At 43.4% G+C, this 22,548-nt stretch carries 20 protein-coding genes; 13 read left to right on the top strand and 7 right to left on the bottom strand.

The annotated features are described in order from the left end of the window. Nucleotides 1–2: 2 nt before the first annotated feature. The 3 genes from D469_RS0106940 (at nucleotide 3) to D469_RS0106930 (ending at nucleotide 3,844) form a co-directional block, all read left to right on the top strand. Nucleotides 3–1,151 (top strand): acyl-CoA dehydrogenase family protein, encoded by a 1,149-nt coding sequence (locus tag D469_RS0106940; RefSeq protein ID WP_018922661.1) that lies wholly within the window; start codon nucleotides 3–5, stop codon nucleotides 1,149–1,151. 27 nt (nucleotides 1,152–1,178) lie between these two features. Then, nucleotides 1,179–2,366, top strand: coding sequence for a thiolase family protein (locus tag D469_RS0106935; RefSeq protein ID WP_018922660.1), 1,188 nt, complete (start codon nucleotides 1,179–1,181; stop codon nucleotides 2,364–2,366). A gap of 86 nt (nucleotides 2,367–2,452) precedes the next feature. Beyond that, entirely contained in the window at nucleotides 2,453–3,844 is a 1,392-nt protein-coding gene (locus D469_RS0106930; RefSeq protein ID WP_018922659.1) for an MFS transporter, read from the top strand. Nucleotides 3,845–4,076: 232 nt separating this feature from the next. On the opposite strand, the gene D469_RS21005 is transcribed toward D469_RS0106930, so the two are convergent. Then, complete coding sequence (locus D469_RS21005; protein ID WP_018922658.1) at nucleotides 4,077–4,622, bottom strand: VanZ family protein; 546 nt, start codon at nucleotides 4,620–4,622, stop codon at nucleotides 4,077–4,079. A gap of 432 nt (nucleotides 4,623–5,054) precedes the next feature. On the opposite strand from D469_RS21005, the gene D469_RS0106920 reads away from it, so the two are divergent. The 7 genes from D469_RS0106920 to D469_RS0106885 all read left to right on the top strand — a co-directional run bounded on the left by D469_RS0106920 (nucleotide 5,055) and on the right by D469_RS0106885 (nucleotide 9,590). Continuing rightward, complete coding sequence (locus D469_RS0106920; RefSeq protein ID WP_156816927.1) at nucleotides 5,055–5,486, top strand: hypothetical protein; 432 nt, start codon at nucleotides 5,055–5,057, stop codon at nucleotides 5,484–5,486. A gap of 254 nt (nucleotides 5,487–5,740) precedes the next feature. After that, on the top strand, nucleotides 5,741–6,265 hold the full coding sequence (locus tag D469_RS0106915) for a GrpB family protein (RefSeq protein ID WP_018922656.1): 525 nt from the start codon (nucleotides 5,741–5,743) through the stop codon (nucleotides 6,263–6,265). 216 nt (nucleotides 6,266–6,481) lie between these two features. Next, nucleotides 6,482–6,790, top strand: a complete 309-nt coding sequence (locus D469_RS0106905) for a DUF2178 domain-containing protein (protein WP_018922654.1) — start codon at nucleotides 6,482–6,484, stop codon at nucleotides 6,788–6,790. Between the two features lie 9 nt (nucleotides 6,791–6,799). Then, nucleotides 6,800–7,009, top strand: a complete 210-nt coding sequence (locus tag D469_RS0106900; protein ID WP_156816926.1) for a helix-turn-helix transcriptional regulator — start codon at nucleotides 6,800–6,802, stop codon at nucleotides 7,007–7,009. 285 nt (nucleotides 7,010–7,294) lie between these two features. Next, the gene (locus D469_RS22000; RefSeq protein ID WP_018922652.1) at nucleotides 7,295–7,828 is read left to right on the top strand and encodes a hypothetical protein; all 534 of its coding nucleotides are present in this window, start codon (nucleotides 7,295–7,297) and stop codon (nucleotides 7,826–7,828) included. Between the two features lie 755 nt (nucleotides 7,829–8,583). Further along, a complete protein-coding gene (locus tag D469_RS0106890; protein WP_018922651.1) occupies nucleotides 8,584–8,784 on the top strand; it encodes a hypothetical protein in 201 nt (66 codons plus the stop codon). A gap of 359 nt (nucleotides 8,785–9,143) precedes the next feature. Next, nucleotides 9,144–9,590, top strand: coding sequence for a CHRD domain-containing protein (locus D469_RS0106885; RefSeq protein WP_018922650.1), 447 nt, complete (start codon nucleotides 9,144–9,146; stop codon nucleotides 9,588–9,590). Nucleotides 9,591–9,792: 202 nt separating this feature from the next. Here the strand turns inward: D469_RS0106885 and D469_RS0106880 are convergent, their stop codons facing one another. Next, a complete protein-coding gene (locus D469_RS0106880) occupies nucleotides 9,793–10,674 on the bottom strand; it encodes a pirin family protein (RefSeq protein ID WP_018922649.1) in 882 nt (293 codons plus the stop codon). Between the two features lie 393 nt (nucleotides 10,675–11,067). Here D469_RS0106880 and D469_RS0106875 point away from each other — a divergent pair, with 393 nt between their 5' ends. After that, a complete protein-coding gene (locus D469_RS0106875) occupies nucleotides 11,068–12,078 on the top strand; it encodes a ZinT family metal-binding protein (RefSeq protein ID WP_026286138.1) in 1,011 nt (336 codons plus the stop codon). Between the two features lie 431 nt (nucleotides 12,079–12,509). On the opposite strand, the gene D469_RS19810 is transcribed toward D469_RS0106875, so the two are convergent. Next, on the bottom strand, nucleotides 12,510–14,048 hold the full coding sequence (locus tag D469_RS19810) for a flotillin family protein (RefSeq protein WP_018922648.1): 1,539 nt from the start codon (nucleotides 14,046–14,048) through the stop codon (nucleotides 12,510–12,512). Nucleotides 14,049–14,431: 383 nt separating this feature from the next. Here D469_RS19810 and D469_RS0106865 point away from each other — a divergent pair, with 383 nt between their 5' ends. Together D469_RS0106865 and D469_RS0106860 are read left to right on the top strand one after the other, a co-directional pair. After that, the gene (locus tag D469_RS0106865; RefSeq protein ID WP_040606651.1) at nucleotides 14,432–15,052 is read left to right on the top strand and encodes a nucleotidyltransferase domain-containing protein; all 621 of its coding nucleotides are present in this window, start codon (nucleotides 14,432–14,434) and stop codon (nucleotides 15,050–15,052) included. Between the two features lie 120 nt (nucleotides 15,053–15,172). Further along, entirely contained in the window at nucleotides 15,173–15,679 is a 507-nt protein-coding gene (locus D469_RS0106860; protein ID WP_018922646.1) for an NUDIX hydrolase, read from the top strand. A 65-nt stretch (nucleotides 15,680–15,744) separates the two neighbouring features. Here the strand turns inward: D469_RS0106860 and D469_RS0106855 are convergent, their stop codons facing one another. The 4 genes from D469_RS0106855 to D469_RS0106840 form a co-directional block, all read right to left on the bottom strand. Continuing rightward, nucleotides 15,745–15,951 carry a zinc ribbon domain-containing protein gene (locus D469_RS0106855; protein WP_018922645.1) on the bottom strand — a complete coding sequence of 69 codons (207 nt, stop codon included), beginning with the start codon at nucleotides 15,949–15,951 and terminating at the stop codon, nucleotides 15,745–15,747. 444 nt (nucleotides 15,952–16,395) lie between these two features. Next, nucleotides 16,396–18,531 carry a catalase gene (locus tag D469_RS0106850; protein ID WP_018922644.1) on the bottom strand — a complete coding sequence of 712 codons (2,136 nt, stop codon included), beginning with the start codon at nucleotides 18,529–18,531 and terminating at the stop codon, nucleotides 16,396–16,398. Nucleotides 18,532–18,912: 381 nt separating this feature from the next. Then, nucleotides 18,913–20,733 (bottom strand): UbiD family decarboxylase, encoded by a 1,821-nt coding sequence (locus D469_RS0106845; protein WP_018922643.1) that lies wholly within the window; start codon nucleotides 20,731–20,733, stop codon nucleotides 18,913–18,915. A gap of 303 nt (nucleotides 20,734–21,036) precedes the next feature. Next, entirely contained in the window at nucleotides 21,037–22,518 is a 1,482-nt protein-coding gene (locus D469_RS0106840) for a tripartite tricarboxylate transporter permease (RefSeq protein ID WP_018922642.1), read from the bottom strand. Nucleotides 22,519–22,548 lie beyond the last annotated feature (30 nt).

Raw genomic sequence — 22,548 nt, 5'->3', positions numbered from 1 at the left:
GCGTGAATGTTCAACTAGAAGAAGATATTACGGCTTTAGCAAAAACGATACGGGATTTTATTAAGCACGAAGTGGACCCACTCGCGATGGAGATCGAAGAACAAGACGACATTCCCCCCAATCTGGTAGAGAAGTCGAAGGAAATGGGGTTGTTTGGCTTAAGTATTCCGGAAAAATACGGTGGTCTAGGTATCGGTATGGTCGGCAAATGCGCCTTATATGAAGAAATCGGAAAAACACACAATGGGTATACCACGCTCATTGGCGCTCATTCTGGCATTGGCTCTGTTGGGGTCGTGGAGATGGGGAATGAAGAACAAAAAGCGAAATACCTTCCCCAGCTTGCAAGCGGAGAAATGATTGGAGCTTTTGCTTTAACCGAACCAGCTGCAGGCTCGCATGCCACTAATTTAAAAACAACAGCTGTGAAAGCTGACGATAAATACGTGTTAAACGGAACGAAGCACTATATTACAAACGCCCCGATAGCAGGCTTATTTACAGTTATGGCTGTAACAGATGCTTCCAAAGGAGCGAAAGGAATTACTTCTTTTCTTGTTGAAAAAGACTCTCCTGGCTTAGCGGTCGGGCCGAATGAAAAAAAGATGGGATTAAAAGGGTCACATTCCGCAGAATTGGTTTTTGAAAATTGCGAAGTCCCTGAAGAAAATGTGTTGGGGGAAGTGGGCCAAGGTTATGTGAATGCCCTGAAAATATTAGCTAACGGAAGAGCTGGCTTAGTGGCTAGAAATCTGGGCTCCTGCCAAAAACTGCTTGATCTTTGTATGGCATTTGCCCAGGAGCGCAAGCAGTTTAACGTACCGATCATCGACCACCAGGCTATCGCCCATATGCTAGCTGAAATGGCGATGGAAATCGAAGCGCTCCGGTCGTTTACCTATCGGGTCGCGAGCTTGGTTGACCAAGAAAAGCGAGTGATTAAAGAAGCGGCAATGTTAAAGCTGTACGGTTCTGAAGTATACAATCGGGTCGCTGACAAAGCTGTCCAAATTCACGGCGGCATCGGTTATATTTCTGAGTATCCGATTGAGCGTTTTTATCGTGATGCTCGTATAACTAGAATCTATGAAGGCACTTCAGAGATTCAGAAAAATATCATTTCAGCGCAATTGCGAAAGGAATACAGCTAACAGGCGAGAAGAAAGGGGGGATGAGGCTTGGACGATCAAGTTGTAATTGTGAGCGCTGCTCGAACAGCGGTCGGGAAATTTGGCGGTTCATTAACGGAGGTGAACGCTGGCAACTTAGCTGCTACTGTCATCGAGGAAGCATTAAAACGGGCAGAGCTTTTGCCACAGCTCGTGGATGAAGTGATTTTAGGCGAGGTGAGACAAACTACAGAATCCTCCAATGTGGCCCGGGTAGCTGCTTTGCGCGCTGGTATTCCTGAAGAGGCCACAGCCTTTACCGTAAACCGTCTTTGTGCTTCTAGTATGCAAGCGATTACGTCCGCTGTGCAGCAGCTCCAATCCAAGCAGGCGGAAGTTGTTGTCGCCGGTGGCACGGAAAATATGAGCCGGGCTCCGTTTTATTTAAGAAATTCGCGCTTTGAAAAAGGAACTCCTCAATTGGTAGATTCCAATACAGAAAATGGCCAGCAGCCCCAAGAGGTCTATGGCAGCCAGTTAAGCATGGGTCTAACCGCAGAACATGTGGCAGAGCGCTATCATATTAGAAGAGATGAGCAAGATGCATTTGCTTACCAAAGTCAAATGAAAGCAGCAGCGGCACTAGAAGCTGACGTTTTCTCAGAGGAAATTGTGCCGGTCCAAGTAAAAGCACGGAAAGAAGCAACCACCTTTAACCAGGATGAATTTCCACGACCTACAACAACATTGGATTCTCTGTCTGATTTACGCCCGGTGTTTAAAGAAAGGGGCACAGTGACAGCGGGTAACGCTTGCGGCAGGAATGACGGGGCTGCTGCAATGATCCTCATGACAAGCAGAAAAGCGAAAGAGTTAGGGGTGAAACCGCTTGGCACTATTGTCGATTGGGCGACGGCTGGCGTTTCACCATCATTGATGGGAATTGGACCAGTTCCTGCTATTCAAAAACTATTAAAGAGGAGCGAACTATCACTTAAAGAAATTGATGTCATTGAATTAAACGAAGCGTTTGCCGCTCAGGCTCTCGCTGTCATTCGCGAGGCCGACCTGGACCCTCAAAAAGTAAATGTCAACGGCGGAGCCATCGCCTTAGGCCATCCACTAGGTGCAACAGGCTGCAAGATTACGACTACTCTCCTGTATGAAATGATGCGAAGTCAAAAAAGGTATGGCTTAGCAACACTGTGTGTAGGGGGAGGGCAAGGCATGGCGCTATTACTAAAAAGAGAGGGATGAGGGCCAGATATAGGCCTACATCAAAATGAAAGCCCTTACATTATGTGGGCAAAAAGGGCTAAATGCAATTAATGAGGCCGTGTGTTATGAAGGGAAAAGGGGATGAACAGATGTTAGTAACCAAGCAGGAAGTACCTCCGGCCACTGAGGTAGAAAGGCCGGGAAGAAGGGAAATGTGGGCATACGGCGTAGGGAGTTTTGGCATTTTTGCCGTTTGGAGTTTGATGAGCTCCTTTTTAACCTATTATTACACAGATGTAGTCGGAATTACCGCAGGCGCGGTAGGGACACTTATGCTGCTTGCTCGATTGTTTGATGGGGTAACTGACTTAGGGATGGGTTCGGTCGTAGATAAGACGAAATCGAAATACGGAAAAGCAAGACCGTGGTTATTGTGGCTCACTATACCATTAGGCATTGCTACCGTGCTGCTTTTTTCAGTGCCTGATATTGGAGCAACTGGTGCCATCATTTATGCATATGTCTCTTATATTGGTTTTGTGCTTATCTATACCGCTGTGTCCATCCCTTATAAAACCTTGCTCGGCGTTATGACCCAGCACCAACATAGTCGATCTATATCCAATATTTATGCGGCTGTCTTTATCTTAAGCGGGAATCTGCTTGTCGTTGCTTTCACCCAGCCATTAGCTGCAGCCATTGGTTGGAGTGCACTTGCCTTCATATATGGTCTGCTTATCGTGATTACGTTGTATATTACCTTTTTCAAAGTAAAAGAACGAGCAGCGACCGCAGCTCATAAAACCGAAATCGAAAAAGTTCCAGTTAAAATTGGCTTTCAAGCATTAGTGAAAAATAAATTCTGGTTAATTATTACGTTGTATTGTGCCACCTTTTACACCACCATCGGACTAACCCAAGGAGCGGCCATGTACTACGCTCAATATATTATTGGAAATGTAGATTACTTTCCCTTAATTGGGATCGCTTCAGCTTTGCCTATGTTGATTGGTGTGTTTTTTATTAAACCGTTCGTGCGGAGATGGGGGAAGCGAAACGTTGCCATGACGGGTGCTTTGATCTTTATCATCGGCCAGTGCATTAAGTTGGCTGACCCTTACAGCTTACTTCTCTTCTTATCAGGTCATGTGTTAGTTGGCATTGGTCTGATGCCGGCGATCGCGTTAACCTTTGCGATGATTAATGACACCATTGAATACGGCGAATGGAAGACAGGAGTGCGAACGGAAGGTCTGGTTAATAGCGGCACAAGCGTTGGCATTAAAGTCGGTACAGGCATTGGCTTGGCATTAATCGGCTGGCTTTTGGGCTTCGGTGGTTATGTAGGCGGCAGCCCCGAACAGTCAACCTTGGCCTTGCAAATGATTTTAGCTTTGAATCTCTATATTCCATTAGCTCTTGGCCTCGTTAAAATGATCCTGCTCTATTTGTTTAAAGTGGATCATAACTATCCTGACATCCTAGCTGACCTGCAAGCACGGAAAGTGGAAGGGTAATAAGCAAGGACCATGATGTTTTACGTGGGTACGTAACGTCATGGTCCTTTTTATATAAAAGATTGATGATAATGAGTATTATTATTCCGGGAATGATCATCACTTCCACGGAGAAGGACCAGGCAAAAAAGAGTATCACTACTCGTGAGCAAAACCGACTAGAAAAGAAAAGTGTCTAATTCTTACACTTGCAAACAAAGCGATAATACATTCCTAAAAAAGTACATACACGCTATCCCTTATTTAGGAAGCGATTAAAAAACGAGCCGATTACAGCGCCTAAAAAGGCACCAAGCGTATTTAAAATTACATCATCAATATTTGTCGTTCGCCCGATCGCTAATATATATTGCATCGTCTCAATTAGGACAGAAAAGAACATGGCAACTAGACTCGTCTTCACTATTACTCTCGAAATGGAGCGCAATTTTAAAAAGAAAAACACCCCAAAAGGGATAAACAACAACACATTAAAAACAAGTTGCCGAATTGGTGTAGTATAATGGCTTGCTTGATAAAGAAGGTCCCAGCTGGTCAAAATCGGAACTAGTTGTAAGGTGCGGCCACTTGTGGCTGTTGGTGTAAGAGTTACGATTAAAATACCAATAATCGAGAGTATTAGTAACGAATCTATACTTGATTCGAACCATACATAGCCCTTGCCATAACCTTGTTCTCGGCGGTAGTAAAACAAGCAACAGCCGATTATTCCAACGAAGGGAATTAGTACTATAAATAGCGGGATGATATCGCTGAACGGTCTCCATAATTGTTCCAACGCGCTGCCTCATTTCATTGTAGTAAGGTGTAAAAGTTCTGTAGTAAGCGTATAACTTAAATGATTTAATTTGTTACTAGACTAAATTATGCTGAGTCATCACCTATAGCCTGTTAAGCCGATAGGTGAAACATAAAGCAAAGTGACAATTGTGTTACTATGAAATATTTGAAATAATTGGAGTGGAAGGGAGTTTCTGTTGAAGTATCGCGCCTTCATCTTCGTTAAGGAAATTCGTTAGTAAGCTCTTACATAAGAATCACAAGTTATCCCTAAAAGACACTTTTATTGAGTATTACGCATTTTTGTTACGGTTTAGGTGTGTGAAAGTGGAATAGAAAAAAGCATAAAGGTAAGCGTGCTTGATATAAATGACATAAGAACGGAGGAATTCTGTTGCAAGTTGCTCCTATATTTTTTACAGGGAGTCTTATGATTTGGTTGCCCGTTATCCTTGCATTTATTCAAGGCGATGGGATGGGTCAGTTAGTTAACAGTTTAGGTGTTTTAATAGGAACTGTTATTTTTGTTATATTTATCGTATTTGGAGTAAGCGGGCAAGAAATAGGTGGAGTCATATCTCAGTTAAATATCACCCGTCAAAGTAGATGGGTGCTGGAGGGTTTGACCTATAGTTTATTAGGAGCCGGTTTTGGTTACATTACTAATCTATTATGGTTTGATGGGTTTGCTTCAATTGGGTATGGAGCGCTCCTTGGCATGTTACTTTTTGCCATCACTTTCGTTTACCGTAATCTGATTTACCGGTTGGAAAAGAAAACGAAAACAATCCTCGATGGGATGCTAGTGTCTCCAGCTATTATGTATGGAATTGTAGCCTTTGGAATTTTGGTTTTTGTTTAATCTTATTTTACCGAAGGCGTAAGCAGAGACAACGTTGGCCATTACCTAAAACGCATGGATTTTCATTTGAAAATCCATGCGTTTGGTATTTAGAGAAAAGAAGTGATTTTAAAAAGGAACCAGTCATTGAATGCATTCCTTGAGTACCTTATGTTGTAGCATTATCATAACATAATTTACCATAAAATTACACTCTATATTTTCCCCTCTTCATGTCATAGTCTGAAGAAGAGACCATACAATGGGGGGATTTAATGCTGGGTGTAAATAAAGGACAGGTTGTATTGACCCCACATGCTAAAGAGTGGAACCAGTTGTTTAACGATGAGAAAAAGTTATTGGAAGATTTGATAGGTAATCATGCAGAAGCAATTGAGCATATTGGAAGTACGGCTATTGCTGCTATATGTGCAAAGCCAATTATTGATATCCTTGTCGGGGTTGAATCGATGGAAGAAGTTAAACACTTTGACCGGGAGAGATTAAAAGAGAGCGGGTATTATCATTTAGCAAAAGTTCAGATTGAGGGAAAAGAGGTATTTGCTAAGTTTTCCGATCTAGAAGCTGCAACAAAAACTCATATTCTTCATGTGGTAGAGTATGAGGGTGAATGGTGGCAGCAGCATACTTTCTTTAGAGATTATTTAAATGACAACCTAGCGCTTGCGAGCGAATATGAAACCTTAAAAAATACGTTAGCGGCACAATATGCCAATGATGAGCGCTCTTATACAGCGGAAAAGAAACAATTTGTTGATTATATACTCAGTAAACGGTAAAGCATGGGCTCCAACAAGCGTAAATAAAAAACAGGAGGCATGGAGAATAGACTCCATGCCTTATATTCATGTAATGCTACAGAAAACGGTAAAAGGTTATGCCCATAAAGAGAATGCCTCGATTCATTCAAAAAGTCATTTAAAACGAACATAAAGTAAATTTTACTTTACATTATGTCTGTTTTATATTACCATAAAATAACAAGGAGGAATTTTATGGAGAATATAACGTTTGCTATTTCAGAATTAAACAGCTATTTGGTTTTTATTTCGTTAGTGGCAGGAGTGTATTGGGCGTATTTTATTGGAAAACACCGGGACGAGAGAGGATATCAGATCATTGGTAAGGCATCCATTTTTTCTTTTATTATAGTGATAGGTTTTGTTAGTTTTTCTATGCTTTTTAATTTAAGCGGGCAAATCCCGAATGAGGCCCTCACCGAATACTTAATATTTACATACACAATGGCTATGATTGTGTTCGCTTTGTGTTTATTTATCTATAACCACAAATCTATTAGCTAAGGACGTGCCATGATGAATAATGAAGTAAAAGTATTTCGCGCTAAACGGGATATGTCCCAGGATGAATTGTCCAAGTTGATCGGTGTTTCCAGGCAGACGATTATTGCCATTGAAAAGAAAAAGTACAATCCCTCCTTAAAGCTGGCCTATAAAATCGCGAAAGTATTTGCAGTCAATGTCGAAGAGGTATTTCCAAATGAGGTTTCACTTCAGGATTAATGGAGGCCAATAGGCTGGTTGTGCAGAAGGGGAGAGTCAGTAAACTGCCGGCGCTTGTTCCACTTCCCACATGTATTTGTTGGTTCTTTAATAACAATTCTAAAAATGATACCATTTATTTCAATATAATCAGGAGTGGAGCTAATCCATCAACCTGGAATCTAGAGGGCTAAGCTATGTCTTATTGGATGATAAAGAAGGAGGGGCCAACATGCGAAAAGTAGTTCTTCTCGTTCAGCTCTCACCTTAGCAGCTTGTGGGCAGGAAGGCAGTCAGGCAGAGACAGTGGCTGAGAAACAATTAATGCCAACTGAAACGGAGATTGAAGAGATCAAATATGTGCATGCGCAAAAAGTGGATGCTGCAGGTAAATCTTCTGATGAAGTACAGGAGGAAATCACCGATCAGGAGCCAATCGAACAACTCGTACATATAGTAGCCGATTTGCAAGTTAAAGAAATCAGCCATGAAGAAGTGATGGAACAGCGTAATGATCAAGAGCAGTATATGATTAGTTTTTTTGAGCAAACAGAAGAAGAGGTACTAGCTGAATCAGGAGGAGTCCCTGCCTCTTATAATGTTAGTGTAGTAGACGAGGGGTCATTTATCTTTCTTACCGATGATGAGAGTAATTATGTGGCTGAACCTGAGGAGGAAAAGAGAGCAGACGTATTAAGCCTGTTCGGTTATGATTCGTTAGATAGTCTTATTTGGTTCTTCTGGTATTATAAGAACCGCTTTCTTTCTTCTAGGGAAGGTAGCATACAACGCTCTTTTGTGCCGAACAATTTATATCTATTTTTAGCGATGAGACCATAAAAGAAGTCCCTAAAAGGTTTTGGGACAACGAATAGGAGGTAAGGTAATTTCCATGCTCCTTTTAAGTTTTTACAAACGCGAAGGGCTGCTGTGGGTTTAAAATATCACTTTTTAGCTTCTGTAAGTACAAAACAATTTATTTCTTTTGGAGCGTTATATAAATCCAATAATTCTTTTCCACTAACACTTATAGAACCCTTTTGGGTCTCTTTGGATGATGAATTGAACGCTTTGGGCGCAAAAAATAAACTCTCCATCGTATAAAACAACTCGTTTCATACTAGCCCTCGCCTTACTCTTAAAACATTTTATTATTACTATAGTGAAATTATAACAGAGCTTAAAAAACAACCAAGTATTCAAAAGCTGCAAAGTGAGATGAACCACTCATACTAGTCATGCATTCTTCATCGTGTGAAACGAAAGTTAGTACGAATGAAATAGTAATAGCAAAAAGCTGGGCTTATGCCTAGCTCTTTTTAGTAGGTTATTCTAAAAGGTAGTTGCAGGACCCTTTTCTCATTTATTCAGGCAGAGGTGGGAAAGCAAGTTCAACTTCACTACGTGTGAGTGCGCCGTATCGTATTACCGCAGAAAATTGTAGAAAGTAATAATCTCAAAGGTTTGTGGAAAGACATCCATCCATCCATTCATTCATTCATTTCTTTACAGCTCCCCCTCCCTTTGTTTTAAATTTCAAATATGTGGAATAAAATGTAAAGTTAGCGCATACAATAAAAGGGGGAGGTGACGGCATGCTTCTAAATGGTTTATGGGTGCTCGCTTTGGCGGTTTTTTTGTGGGGGGTACGCACGATAGATAACAAGCTGCAAGCAAAATACCGGCCGCCGCATGAGCTTTCCGTAGGGGAAAAAGCGTTAGAGATTCAATTAAATGAACAGCGGGCAGAACAAAAGCCAGGGGTTTCACAAAGTGTTGGCAACTTAGGCTTATAAGAGAAGGGTCCATAGAAGGCAGTTGACTATTCGTGTATACAACAAAAAAGAAAACCAAGTTCTCATGGAGTGGGGGATAGCTTTGCTATTTTTCGCTCTATTTTTTGTTGACGAAGGGAAATAAAAATAAAAAATAAAATTAGTTCATGGTTTCGGTCTTATAGTTGTCCGTCTTTTCTAAGATTACAAAGCCTGCGAAAAAAGCAATGAATAAGCATGCTGCTAGGTTTCTATCCGTTATGCGTCTCTATGTTTTCTATTCATTTTTTAAGCTCATGATATTTTAGATTTCTTAACCTATACAAGCCATACCTTCCTTACATAGAGTGTAGTAATCTCCTGTAAAGGAGGTGATTACTATGAGCCATTTGTTTAAGGCAAAATTAGTCGGTGAGGAGGAAGTTCCTCCGGTAAAGACAGATGCGGTTGGGTTTGCCACCTTTGAAGTGAATAAAGCGAGAACAAAGATAAGGTTTGACCTAGAGGTGCTAAACATTGAGAATTTTGTCCAAGCACACATTCATTATGGTCCGCGTGGTGTTAACGGACCTGTGCTTGCCTTCCTATTTGGTGCCGATTTAGACACACTTGAAGACCAACATGGTATTACTACGAGAAAAGGTATGATTAGAGGCATCATTACAGACGATGATATTGTAAAAAATGACGTTGGAATCAGGACAGTGGCCGATTTAGTGAAATATATGGAACAAGAGTTAACCTATGCGAATGCTCACACAGAACAGAATCCATTTCCAGGTGAAATTAGAGGTCAAATTATCCCCGTACGCTCACCCTTCTGGTAATTAGATAAGTAAAGAGGATGACGAAGGGGACGGGATCGCCCCGTCTTCGATGTCGTCCTCTTTATCAATAAGTTGGGTTGGGATTTTGTGGCACGAGGGTAGAATGATCTCGGCGATAGGAACATTTTAACGTGTTACTTTAAAAGGCGGCTTTGCTTCAATGTAAGTAGAAGCCGAGGAGCTTAGCTTAAGTTTTCCTCGTTTAGATGGCAGGGGGACCGAATTTACCGTTGCGAAAGTCAAGGAATGCTTGTTTAATCTCTTCCATGCTGTTCATTACAAACGGGCCGTGGGGTACAATTTCTTCTCTGATCGGGGTGCCGGAATAAACAAGCACTTTGGAGCGACGATGATTAGAAGTGATAACAAGCTCACTTGTGTTCGTTTTATCGCCTTCTTCTTCAAAAGTTAAAGTGCCTACCCCGTGTTTTTTCAAGTTAACTGGATGCTCGCCAACATCGATATCACCTGAAAGTACATAACAGAAGGCATTGTGGGACTCAGGAATCTCCAGGGTGTATGTTGCGCCTTCGGTTAACGCTATTTCTGACATTGTGATGGGGACGGCGGATTGCAAAGGACCTGTTACTCCAGCAATATCTCCGGAAAACACTTTAATAGAGCCACCGTCAAAAGAAACAACAGGCGCGTCTTCTGAATAGACATTTTGATAGCTGGTTTTTGAATCTTTTAGTTGCCTGGGTAAGTTAAGCCAGAGCTGGAGTGTGTGGGCAACGTCGTCTTCTACGCCTTCCTCGGCATGACGAGCGGACCAGCCTGCGTTCATGTACTGCATGTCTCCAGGTTCTAAAATATCACGGCCTCCACCATTATCAATATGCTCTAGCCGGCCGTCTATTACATACGTAATCGTTTGAAAGCCACGGTGCGGGTGATCTGAAAAGGCCCCGCGTTTAAACCAGTCTTCAGCCATTAAGATAAACGGGTCAAAATCTTTCCATCTTTCCACCGGCAGCACCCAGCCTTTTTGGATAAACGGAAAGCCAGCTTCTTCATAGCTTACATACCAATGGTCTTTTACTTGGCGTTTGAGGGTACGAGGGCTGCTGTTTTCATTGGACATAGGATCGCTCCTTTAATTAAGAGGGTTATATAAGGTTGTTGTAGCAACTATTTGATGGTAAGTGTTCATATCTTTATTTGAACATAGGAGAAAAGGAATGGCAAACGTTCTGCTTTTGTAAAAAGACTAATTCTTTCTTTAAGCAGCCTCGCCCAAGCAAATAGCAACATAAAATGCATCTTCATCACCAGAATTGATGTTAGCCAACAGAATGGGCCCAATTTTTATAGACACCAATATTTAAAGTTACAGCCGTGAGCATACTTCAATAAACGACTTTGCCCATATTTAATGACTACCTGCAATTTATTGTTAAATGTTGACTTTACAAATGAATATATATAAAATACAGGTTAAATCGTAATCATTACTATTTGAAGAGGGGGAGTTATAATGAGTCATGTATTGGCTAAATGGGGTAGTATCATTGCTCTAAGTGTTGGGGTGACAGCATGTCAAACTTCTGATTCAGAGGTAGAGCCAGAAGAATCGCAAGAGAAAACTGTGGAGAGTACCGAGATTGAAGGTGAGCAGGGAGAAGAATTGATTAGCGAGTTGGATGTTCCGGAAAAGGTGGCTGTTCAGAGGTTAGCTACCGAAGAGACCATTAACATAGAAGCTATACATACTGAAGAAACAGACTATGACAAATGGCGCTGGTACATCAGGGATGATGAAGAAGGCGAGTGGGAGCCAGTGCCTGATCAAGAGGATCGTACATTTACAGGAGAAGCCACAGATGATGGGAAAGAACTTAAAGTGGTTTTGTTTGATGATGATGATGAAGCATACGCCCAATCAGGGGTTTTAGACATTGTAATAGAGGATCACAACCATGCACATAGCCATGCCCATGATGAAGAGAGTCAACGAATTTACGACGGCTATTTTGAAGACCATGAAGTAGAAGACCGTGAACTAAGCGATTGGGAAGGAGATTGGCAATCGGTCTATCCATATTTAAAAGAGGGGAGTTTGGATCCGGTTTTTGAGCACAAGGCAGAAGAGGAAGGAGATATGACAGAAGAGGAGTATAAAGAGTACTATAACGAAGGATATGAGACAGAAGTTGACCGAATCGTAATCGAAGATAATACGGTAACGTTCTTTGAAAATGGTGTGGAATATACAGGTGATTATGAATATGATGGATATGAAATCTTAACGTATGAAGCTGGCAACAGAGGCGTCAGATACGTGTTTGCATTGACTGGTAAAGATGATGACATGCCTGATTATATTCAGTTCAGTGACCATAACATTTTCTCAACGGATAGTCACCATTTTCACTTGTATTGGGGTGATGACCGTGAAGAATTGTTGGATGAAGTAACCAATTGGCCGACTTATTATCCATCCAACATGGATAGAGATGAAATCGTTCATGAAATGATTGTCCATTAGTTAAAAATTTTGTCTCGGTTTTAATTCTCTCTTGAACGGTGAGTCCAAAATATGATTTAAAGAAGATGATAATCGCATATTTTTATGTAGGTAACCCACCAGTATTAAAAGAAATAGCTAAAAGAAAATGAAGTGGATGGAAGATTGTTTAAATTACTATATGGCGAATATCCCTTGGTATTTGCGTAGTTGAGATTTAAACCCTTCCAGTTACAGACCTACAATTATATGAAGAAAAGAAAACGGGCTACTCATTGTTCCAGGCTATCCATTTTATAAACGCTTTGAAGAAATTAATGAGTAATACAATTTGAAAGCTTCTCCTCTGAAATCATCAAACGGGGCGTAGATCAATTGAGAAAAACCCGCTCGGATCACTTGATGCTCCGAGCGGGTTTGTTTGTTGACTTAACGCCTTCTTTAACTTTAGGTTATTTGTCATCTTCTGTAGTATGGTCGGAAATTTCTTGTGCTTCGCCATCCTCTGTCTGCGCCGCTTCATTGGGGGCTTGGTCTTGTTGGCTATCCTGGGCAGCATGGTGGGTGTATTTGTCATATACCTTTTGCGCTGCGTCTTCCACATTTTCTTTGCCGTTTGCAAGAGATTGAAGCATGTCGCCTAAGTCAACGCCGGCTATTTCTTTAAGCGGTTCTTGCAGGTCAAGCATCGTGTTGGTGACACTTTTGCCGAAGGAAGAGACGCCTTGGCCGTTGCCGCTGTCAATGATTTTCACGGACTCAATGTTGTTAAGCGGCTGAGCGATTTTCTCCGCGAATTCCGGAAGAATCTCGATCAGTTTTTCCTTGATGATGATTTCGCCGTGACGTTCCATTGCTTCAGCCAGGAGTTCTCTGGCATGTGCTTCAGCTTTACCGCGCTCAGCAATAACGTGAGCTTCGGCTTCCCCGTCAATACGCGCCTTTTCAGCATTGGCTTCCGCCTGTTTCGTTGTTTCGTAGTGTTCGGCATCGGCCTTTGTTTTCCGTACTTTGGATTCTTCTTCTTCCAGACGAACTGCTTGCTCTCGTTCTAAGTGTTGGAGGCGAAGGTCTTCTTCACGTTTTTGTCTCTCAAGCGCAAGCTCTTGTTCTGCGACATCTTTAGCCAGTCTTGCTTTTTCTAAATCATAGGCCTGTTCCGAAGCAGCTCGTGCCTGCTCGGTTTCGCGTTTATTTTCCGCTTCGCGTATGTCTTTGTTCTTTCTTGATTCTGAAACCGCAATTTCTCGTTCGTATTCCTCTTCTTTTGCTTCCTGGTCGTTTTTAGCTTTGTTGATGCGTGTTTCCCGCTGGCTTTCCGCTTCAGAGATTTCTGCTTCTTTTCTTACTTTGGCAATTTGCGGACGGCCCAAGTTTTCTAAGTATCCATTTTCTTCATCCGCATCGCGCAGGTCGGTTAAACCTAACGATGTAATCCTAAAGCCCATTTCGTCTAATTGTCTCTGCGCTACTTGCGTCACCTGAGCATTGAAATCTTCTCTGTCAGCATTAATACCTTCCACCGTCATTTTTGAAAGAATGGCGCGGAGATTACTTTCGAGCACCTCTGTGATTTCTTTTTCAATAGTGTCCTGGTCTTTTCCCAAAAACTGCTCGGCATAATTTGCAATTCCTTCCAATCCATCTGACACTTTAACCATTGCCACCGCATCAGCCATGATCGGTACACCACCATGCGTATAAATGCGTGGGGTAGTTAATGGTAATTGAAACGATGTTAAATCAACCGGGGTGGACGTCTGGAACCGACGCAAGCGATAACCGCCGCCGCGAATAATTTTCATAGATCGTCCTTCCTGGTCGGAAAAAACGTTTGTATCATCGCCTAATTTGGGCCCGGTGATAATCAAGGCCTCATTCGAACGGGCCGTACGGTATCTAAATTTCATAAAGATGTAGTACCCGACCCCGCCTAACGCTGCCAAAACCAATACGATAAATAGAAAAATAAACAACAAACCTAATTCCATAATAACCTCCAATAAATGAATAAGGATAAAAGCCGCTTCCGGTTATCTTTATGTCACACCTCCCAAGCTTAAGTACTAGGAACAAGCAGTACCTGGAAAAGTTCGAATATATGGAATATATCAAATGGGATTTTCATCCGTCAATATAAGAGTTACATAATTTGACTTCAACTTAAAATGCAGGTCACGAACTGAACATGAGACGCTCTAGAAAAAATGGAGTAGGAGTTTAAGTATAATGAAAGAAGAGTAGCAAAGCGATTGGTTGAAGGCACAAAAGGATTGAGTATAGGTGATTATTTTGAAATAATTAGTAATTATAGTTGATAATGTGACCTCTACGAAGTCCATAGGTTGGTTACAAAATGGGGAAGGGGAAGCGGATGAGAACAGACATACATAATTGGAAACCAGTAAATGTAGGAGAAATACAGCATATATTTAGCAATCTACCAGTTATGTGGTGGGTTGGTGGAGGGTGGGCGCTAGATTTACACATAGGTAGACAAACGAGGGCACATCATGACACAGATGTAGTTGTTAAGCGTAGCGATCTTTATAAGACTTTATCTGTTTTAAACAAGAATTGGACTATCTACATCGCTGAACATGGAGTGCTTAAGAGGTGGGAAGGCGGGGCAGATATAGCTTCAGTTAATAACATTTGGGTGGCAAAGACTGAAAACTCCGCCTGGGCTTTTCAGGTTATGGTCATAGATCATGAAGAAAAGGAGTGGTTCTATAGAAGAGAGCCATCTATAAGAAGGCCTATTGCCGAAATAAGTGAATGTACAAACGAAGGGCCCCCTTATTTGAAGCCTGAAATTCAGCTACTATACAAGGGAGGATCTTCCAACCTTCGAGCTAAAGATCATGGGGATTTCCATACGATCCTACCTTATTTAAAGACGGAAGAAAAAACATGGCTTGGTTTAGCCTTATCTCGACAATTTCCGGAGGGTCATAGGTGGATTCATAATCTACTAGGAATTTTTCCAGTGTGATCAGTAGTGAAACATCACGTATTCGCCCTAGTGTTTTATGGATTAGAAGAGGGTGAATATCGAATATTCCTTGTTATAAAAGAGAAGTTACGTATATAAAAAAAGGTGGAGAGTGTATATATGAAACGGCAAGGTTGTACTGATATGCAGAAACAAGAAGGTGTCAAGGATCGCCCTTTTTTTCATTTAAATGAAAACGAAGCGGTGGTCGTGTTGGCGAAGGACAAGAACTGTTATATTCTCATTAATCAGTATCGTAAACCGGTAGATTCTCATGTCGTTCAGCTGCCTGGTGGAGGGGTGGAGAAGGGTGAATCACTAGAAGAGGCAGCTAAACGGGAATTTTTAGAAGAGACAGGGTATGAATGCAAGGAACTAACTTATCTAGGCAACATGCTGCCGGCCTCCTGGAGAACGAATGAAATCACCCATGTATGTTATACAGAAAAAGTTGAAAAAAGAAGTCATCAACAACTTGAGAGTCACGAAACCATAGAAGTTCATCGGGTGAGTGTGGAGGAGACTGTTACTAACATACAACGAAACGTGTGGACCGACTCCGAGCTTTGTTTTGCTCTGCTTCAAGCTCATGTTAAAGGTTATGTTTCGTTAGGTAGTGAAACATAGCTAAAGTAGGTCTCTTTTTCAGTTATATAAGAACTGCCGTTACTCATCTTTAATATGTAGCTCGTTTATCCCCCGAAGAAAAAGTCAATAACGTTGGAAGCGGTAGTAGTCTCTCTATTATAAAACTCGGAATAGCCACAGTTTTTGCAAAATACGACAATGAATCGATTGTGCTGCACATCAAACATTTTTGATAGCCCTGTGCCTGTGGTGGCGATTTCTTTCGTTTCTGCTTCTGTCCCTCCGCATTTTATACATCCTCTCTTTTCCATGTTTATTTCCTCCTCTATCTAGGTATCTGATATTAACTATGTAACATTCCATATTTTACTATGAAACTATCTATGTGGGTCAATAGCTTTGCGTAGTCTTTTTCTGATCGAAGTTTAAATTGGTGGTTATGACTAATGAAGGAAGCAAAGGTTTAAAGGCAGATGAATGGGTCGAAGTCCTCGCAAAGTACTAGTTAAGCCGGCCAAGAGCTTCGCTTACGGAAAGGGGGGGGGGAGGAGAAGGCCGCCAATCCACGGCCAAGATGCACAGTATGCCGGTTTGTGAATACCATTATCTATGATACCGGATATTACTTCAGGCGAACCGGTAGTGCTTATAGGAGAGGGCTGCCCCCCCCAAAAAAAGACTAGCAGAACCGACTTTTCTGCTAGTCAGATTACATATGTTTTAACCGTTGGGATTTTCGAGAGTGTATTCTCTCTTTATCCACTTCGTTTACCGTCTTGATTTTCCCGGACCCAGTGACGGTGTTCGCTGAGAGCCCCGATAAATTCCTGGGTGAAAGCAGTGAAGGTGTCAGGTTTGCGAACTGTGATAACTCCGAGATCGGTGTAGACTTTACCTTGTTCCTCAGTGCCGGCTGTAGTAACGCCTTGAATGTCCGAAGAAGCGAGCAGGTCAATACCTTCATTGGTAGCCCCAATTGTTTTCGCATGGATAAAGGAATCATTCACGAAATTTTTAGCGTCCGTATGGGTGGTCAACAAGGAAACGCTATCCTTGCCCCCGGCCACGTAAAGGCCGTCATACATGATGGCGCCGCTCGTCGCGTAGCTTTTATTCGCTTCCAATTGATCGCCTTCCTCACTAGTCAGCATCCCCAATTTTTCGCTGATTATATCCGCATGTATCCCGGCGCTTTGCAGGGCGGCTTGCATTTCCAGCACTTCTTTATATTTAAAGCCGTTCTCAAGAAGAATAGCCACTTTGCGTGTTTTCGGCGTTTTTATCGTATTGGCCTGGCTTACAGCCGGTGAAGAACCGGTCACGCCGCTGTTTTCTGGCGGTGCAGGCGGGGTGGCACCGATCCCTGAGGCAATCTGGGTGGCCAAATCATGATTAACGTTGTTAAACATATCGACAACTTGTTGCTTGAGCTTTTTGTCTTTCACGCTGCCCACTTCGAAATGGAATGCTTTAATAATATGTTTTTGCTCCGGTATGGACAAACTGTTCCAGAAAAGCGTCGCCTGGCTGAAGTGATCGTTGAAGCTGGCGCTGCGCTTGCGAATTTTTTGCCCTTCCACTTTTTCGGCGTGATGGACGTAGCCGCCTTCTTCGCTTGAAGCAGGGGCTGGATTGTTTTGGCGCAGCGAATTGGGTGAATAGCTGACATTTCCTTTATCAATGGTCATGCGGTGAAAGCCATCGCGTTGATTGTTGTGAACAGAAGCTGTCGGTCGGTTAATCGGGATTTCGTGGAAGTTCGGCCCGTTTAAGCGCAAAAGCTGCGTGTCATGGTAGGAAAAAAGCCGGCCCTGGAGCAGCGGGTCGTTGCTGAAATCAATACCTGGCACGACATGACCGGTGTGGAAAGCCACCTGCTCCGTTTCGGCAAAGAAATTGTCCTGATTGCGGTTCAAGGTCATTTTACCGATTTTTTTAACAGGAACTACTTCTTCAGGCCAGAACTTCGTTGGGTCCAATATGTCGAAGTCAAAATTAAATTCCTCTTCTTCCTCCAAGACTTGAACGCCAAGCTCGAATTCCGGATATTCGCCCATATATATGGCTTCCCACAAGTCCTTTCGGTGGAAATCCGGGTCTTTACCTGCCAACTTTTGCGCTTCATCCCAAACCAGGGAGTGTACCCCCAAGAGCGGCTTCCAGTGGAATTTAACAAAACGGGCTTTGCCCTGGTCATTCACGAACCTGAAGGTGTTCACCCCAAACCCTTCCATCATGCGAAAACTCCGCGGGATCGCCCGGTCGGACAATAGCCACATGATCATATGCGCGGTTTCGGTGTTATTGACAACAAAATCCCAAAACGTGTCGTGAGCGGCCGAAGCCTGCGGGATCTCGTTGTTCGGCTCTGGCTTTAACGCGTGAACGACATCCGGGAACTTAATCGCATCCTGGATAAAGAAAATGGGGATGTTATTGGCCACCAAATCATAATTTCCGTCCTCGGTATAGAACTTGGTCGCAAAGCCCCGTACGTCACGCACCGTATCGGCAGAGCCGCGGGACCCCACCACCGTCGAAAAACGCACAAATACAGGGGTTTTAACCGTCGGGTCCTGCAGAAATTTAGCGCTCGTTAATTCTGTCAGCGGCTCATAGACTTGAAAGTAACCGTGCGCTCCAAAACCCCGAGCGTGAACGACACGCTCTGGAATGCGCTCATGGTCGAAGTGCGTCATTTTCTCGCGGAAATGAAAATCTTCCATCAACGTAGGGCCGCGGTCGCCGGCTTTAAGCGAATCATCGGTGTCAGAAACCCTGACGCCTTGATTCGTCGTTAATTTTGTGTCTTTGTGGTCGGAGCGGTACTGTTCCAACTGTTCATCTTTCTCATTTTCGAGGTTTCTGTCTTGGCTCTGCTCTCTGTCCATCGTATTATCCTCCTCTGAATCGAATCACCTTGGCGGGGAAATGTTTTATAATGAGGTCCGCCACATGGAAAAAAATAACTTCACTAATCCATTCTTCCTTTAATTGGAGGTTTTATTCTTGTGAAGGAAAACAGAGGTCCTATGTAGTAATAAACATAAAAAAACAATAGCAAACCCTCCCCCGATAATGATTTATAGAGAGGGGAGGGTTTAGTTCAAAGTGCCTTAAGCTGAGCCTTCACTACGGACACTGGTTCTGTTAGTTTGGTAAAACGGATAACATGCAATAGTCTGTTCTCTGTTTAGAAGGTAGCTCACGAGATGACAATGAAAATGAAGTCAAGAGATCGTCAGCTTTCGTATGAGGTCAATCGCTTACTTTCATATCCTCAAGTTTCCTTCTTCGTCAAAAAACCGTTCGATTTTCTTTTCCACATCCGCATCCGGCATGAGCGGCGGGGCGTGATGAGGCTTAATGCGGGCATCAATAATCATGTTGTCGCAACCCCAGTGCTTGAATTCGGTAAAGCTGTCGACACCGTGAATGTCATGGGACGGGTTGCTGCGGGTAAACGTCGCCCAGAAAAAGTTTTGCATCGATTCGCTCACAAACGAGCTGTCGTCACAGACAATAATCATCGGGCAGCTGTCGATCTCGCCTTGCTGCTCAATTTGGGTCGCAAGCTTGTTCATTTCCGCGACCGCGCTGTCGTAATCTTTGAACTCAGGTGCTTCAATGGCGACTATGCCTGGCATGACGAGAGCAGGGTTTTTGAAGGCGCTTAATCCTTCCAGCTCTGCTGGTACTTCGTGGCATAATTCTCGCTTCTTGTCACCATACGCGGCCACAACCACTTTGCTGCCGCGGTTCAACCCTTCGCCGGAATAATCTAGCGTATCAATCGTCGTTTTGGTTTGAAAATGCAGATCACGGTGCAAATCGATTCGCTCTAAAATGTGCGTTAAAAAGTCGACTTCCTGGTGGGTATCAAGTTCTTTCTCAGGGTCGGCTGAAATAAACAAATATTTGGCCAGGCTCAATTGGCCAAATCCTAAAATACGGTTGGCGATCGTTAACAGCTCGGTCGGCTGCTGCACATCTTCAAACGGGAGGTAACGCTCGCTGCCCACCGCAAACAAAAGAGGATGAACGCCGGCCGGGTCGACGGCATGGACTTCTTTAACCCCCGGAAGCTCTTGTTCGACCGAGCTTCCTGTGATTTCATGAATGATTTCCCCGAAAGAAGTGTCTTCCTGGGGCGGGCGTCCCACGACGGTAAACGGCAGGATCGCATTTTCCTTGGCATAGACTTTATGAATCTTCATCACGGGAAACTCGTGCGTTAAGCTGTAATAGCCGAGATGGTCCCCGAATGGGCCTTCCGGCTTGGTGTCGCCGGGATAAATGTCACCAGTAATGACAAAGTCGGCATCATGGCTGATGCAGTAGCCGTCTTCATAGCTGTAGCGGAAGCGATTGCCGGCGAGCATGCCTGCGAAAGTCATTTCGCTCAACCCTTCTGGCAGCGGCATCACCGCAGAAAGCGTATGGGCAGGTGGGCCGCCGACAAAGATGCTTACTTTAAGGGGTTCCCCTATTTCGGTCGCTTTTGTCTGGTGCACGCCAATTCCGCGATGGATTTGATAGTGGAGGCCGACTTCTTTGTCTAACTCATACTCATTGCCGTTCAATTGAATCCGGTACATGCCGACGTTTGAGTTCATGATCCCGGGTTTCTCCGGGTCTTCGGAATACACTTGCGGCAGGGTAATAAAAGCGCCCCCGTCATTTGGCCAGTGGTGAATAAAGGGCAGGTCGGAGACGTTTACTTCTTCAAACGAAGAAGGGACGCCTTTTTTCTTGGTTGGCAAAGCTTTCATGCCAGCGAAGCCGTTGCCGACATTATTAAACGGCTGCTTTAACGCTTTTATCGGATCATTGCGCAGTTCAATCACATTCTGCACGCGGTCCCACGTATTGCGAAAAATGAACTTGCTGCGCTCAACGGTGCCGAAAAGGTTCGATACTGCGCGGTAGCTTGTGCCTTTCACATTTTCAAACAACAGGGCAGGGCCTTCTTGTTCATACACTCGCAAATGAATAGCCGCCATTTCAAGGTAAGGATCCACTTCTTCGCTGATGCGGACGAGATGTCCGTGTTTTTCCAGGTCATTTACGCATTCTTCCATGTTCCGATACATCGTGTTATGCTCCTATCTATGCAAAATTTCAGCTATCTATATAAAGGGTGAGCTTAGCCGTTTTTATCTATATTCTATTTTAATTGAAGTGAGTAAAGAAAAAAATGCAGGAATTGTGACTTTTGCAAAGAGGAGGAAGACAGGGCTGTGTGTACGAGCATCCTCTTTAAAAAACCCTCCGCCAAAATGGGGAGGGTCATCACTATATAGGTGGGGGAGTCAAAGTTTAAACTAAATTGCTCATTGATTCTTAAGGGCCGCCCATGGGTGCTGCGAAGGCTGCAGGATTCAGACGTGTCTCGTTTAACCTGTGCGTCGACGCAGTCTTACGACAACGATAAGCATAAGAATTAAAAGAATTAACAAGATAATTGCAAGCGGGTTCGTCAGCATGTACTGAAGAAGCGGTACTTGCTGCGCTTCTGCGATTGTCATCGAGCGAACGAGGTTCGTTTCGATAAGCGGGCCAAGAACAAGGCCGATAATGATCGGTGCAAGTGGTACATCAATCTTTTTAAAGACTGCCCCGATAATACCGAGTACAATGGCTACCATCACATCGAACATACTGTTACGCAAGCTGTATGCGCCAAAGAGGGCAAACACGAGAACGACGGGAACGATGTACATGATATTAATTTTCAAAACGTATGAGAAGTACTTAATCCCGACCGCTCCGATAATAGCCATCGCTACAACGGTTAACAGCATCCCGAACAAGAACGTGTATGCTACGTCAGGACGAGTGGCAAACAAGTCTGGACCGAGAATGATGCCATGGATGATTAAGGCTCCGGCGATAATTGCGGTTGTCGGGCTTCCTGGAACACCGAGTGCGAGAAGCGGTACCATCGAGCTTCCTACCGTGGCATTGTTGGCTGCTTCACTTGCCATGATGCCTTCTGGGTTTCCTTTTTCAAATTTCTCCGGTTCTTTCGAGGTGCGTTTCGCTTCCCCGTAAGACATAAACACGGCAAGCGTTGTTCCTACACCGGGCAGAAGGCCGATACAAGTCCCAATAACACCTGATTTAAAAACGAGAAACTTACGCTTTAAAATTTGGCTGACAACGGTCATGCGCTTAATGCTTTGATCTTCATATTGAACGGTTTCGGTTGCTTTTTTGCCGATATTAAGGAACATTTCGGCTAAACAGAAGAGACCAAGCACGACAGGTACCACTTCGATACCTTCGCGTAATTCCGGAATGTTCATTGTAAAACGTTCAGTTCCAGTAACTTGGCTGATTCCTATCATTCCTATAAATAGACCAAACAGGGCAGCAAACATAGATTTGTAAATATTACTTCCTGTTAAAGCCCCGATAACAACAAGTCCACTTAAGGAAATAAAGAACATCTCTGCCGGCCCGAACTCCAGGGCAAGGCTCGCAAGCGGAGGCGTGAACAAGATAAGGATAACAACCCCGATAAACCCGCCAAACATACTGGAGAAAATAGAATAGTAGAGCGCTTCTTTTGCTCTTCCTTGCTTCGTTAATGGATAACCTTCCATTGCTGCTGGTGCAGCAACCACGTCTCCTGGCACATTTAATAGAATGGCTGTAATCGAACCCCCGTACATGCCACCCATATAAATTCCGCCCAAGAGAAGAATCCCATGCTGCGGTTCAAGCGCGAATGTAAGAGGTAATAAAAGCGAGATACCGATTGCACCATTTAAGCCGGGAATGGCCCCTACGAAAATACCGATCAGAACTCCGGCAAAAACGATTAAAAATACATCAAATGATAATATGTCGAGAAAGATTTGCAGCGCGTCCATGGACAAAGCCCCCTAATGCGAGGTTGAAAG

The sequence above is a fragment of the Salsuginibacillus kocurii DSM 18087 genome (assembly GCF_000377705.1).
GTDB lineage: Bacteria > Bacillota > Bacilli > Bacillales > Marinococcaceae > Salsuginibacillus > Salsuginibacillus kocurii.
Note: the sequence above shows the minus strand (reverse complement) of the source record. Positions and strands in the feature narration are given on the sequence as shown.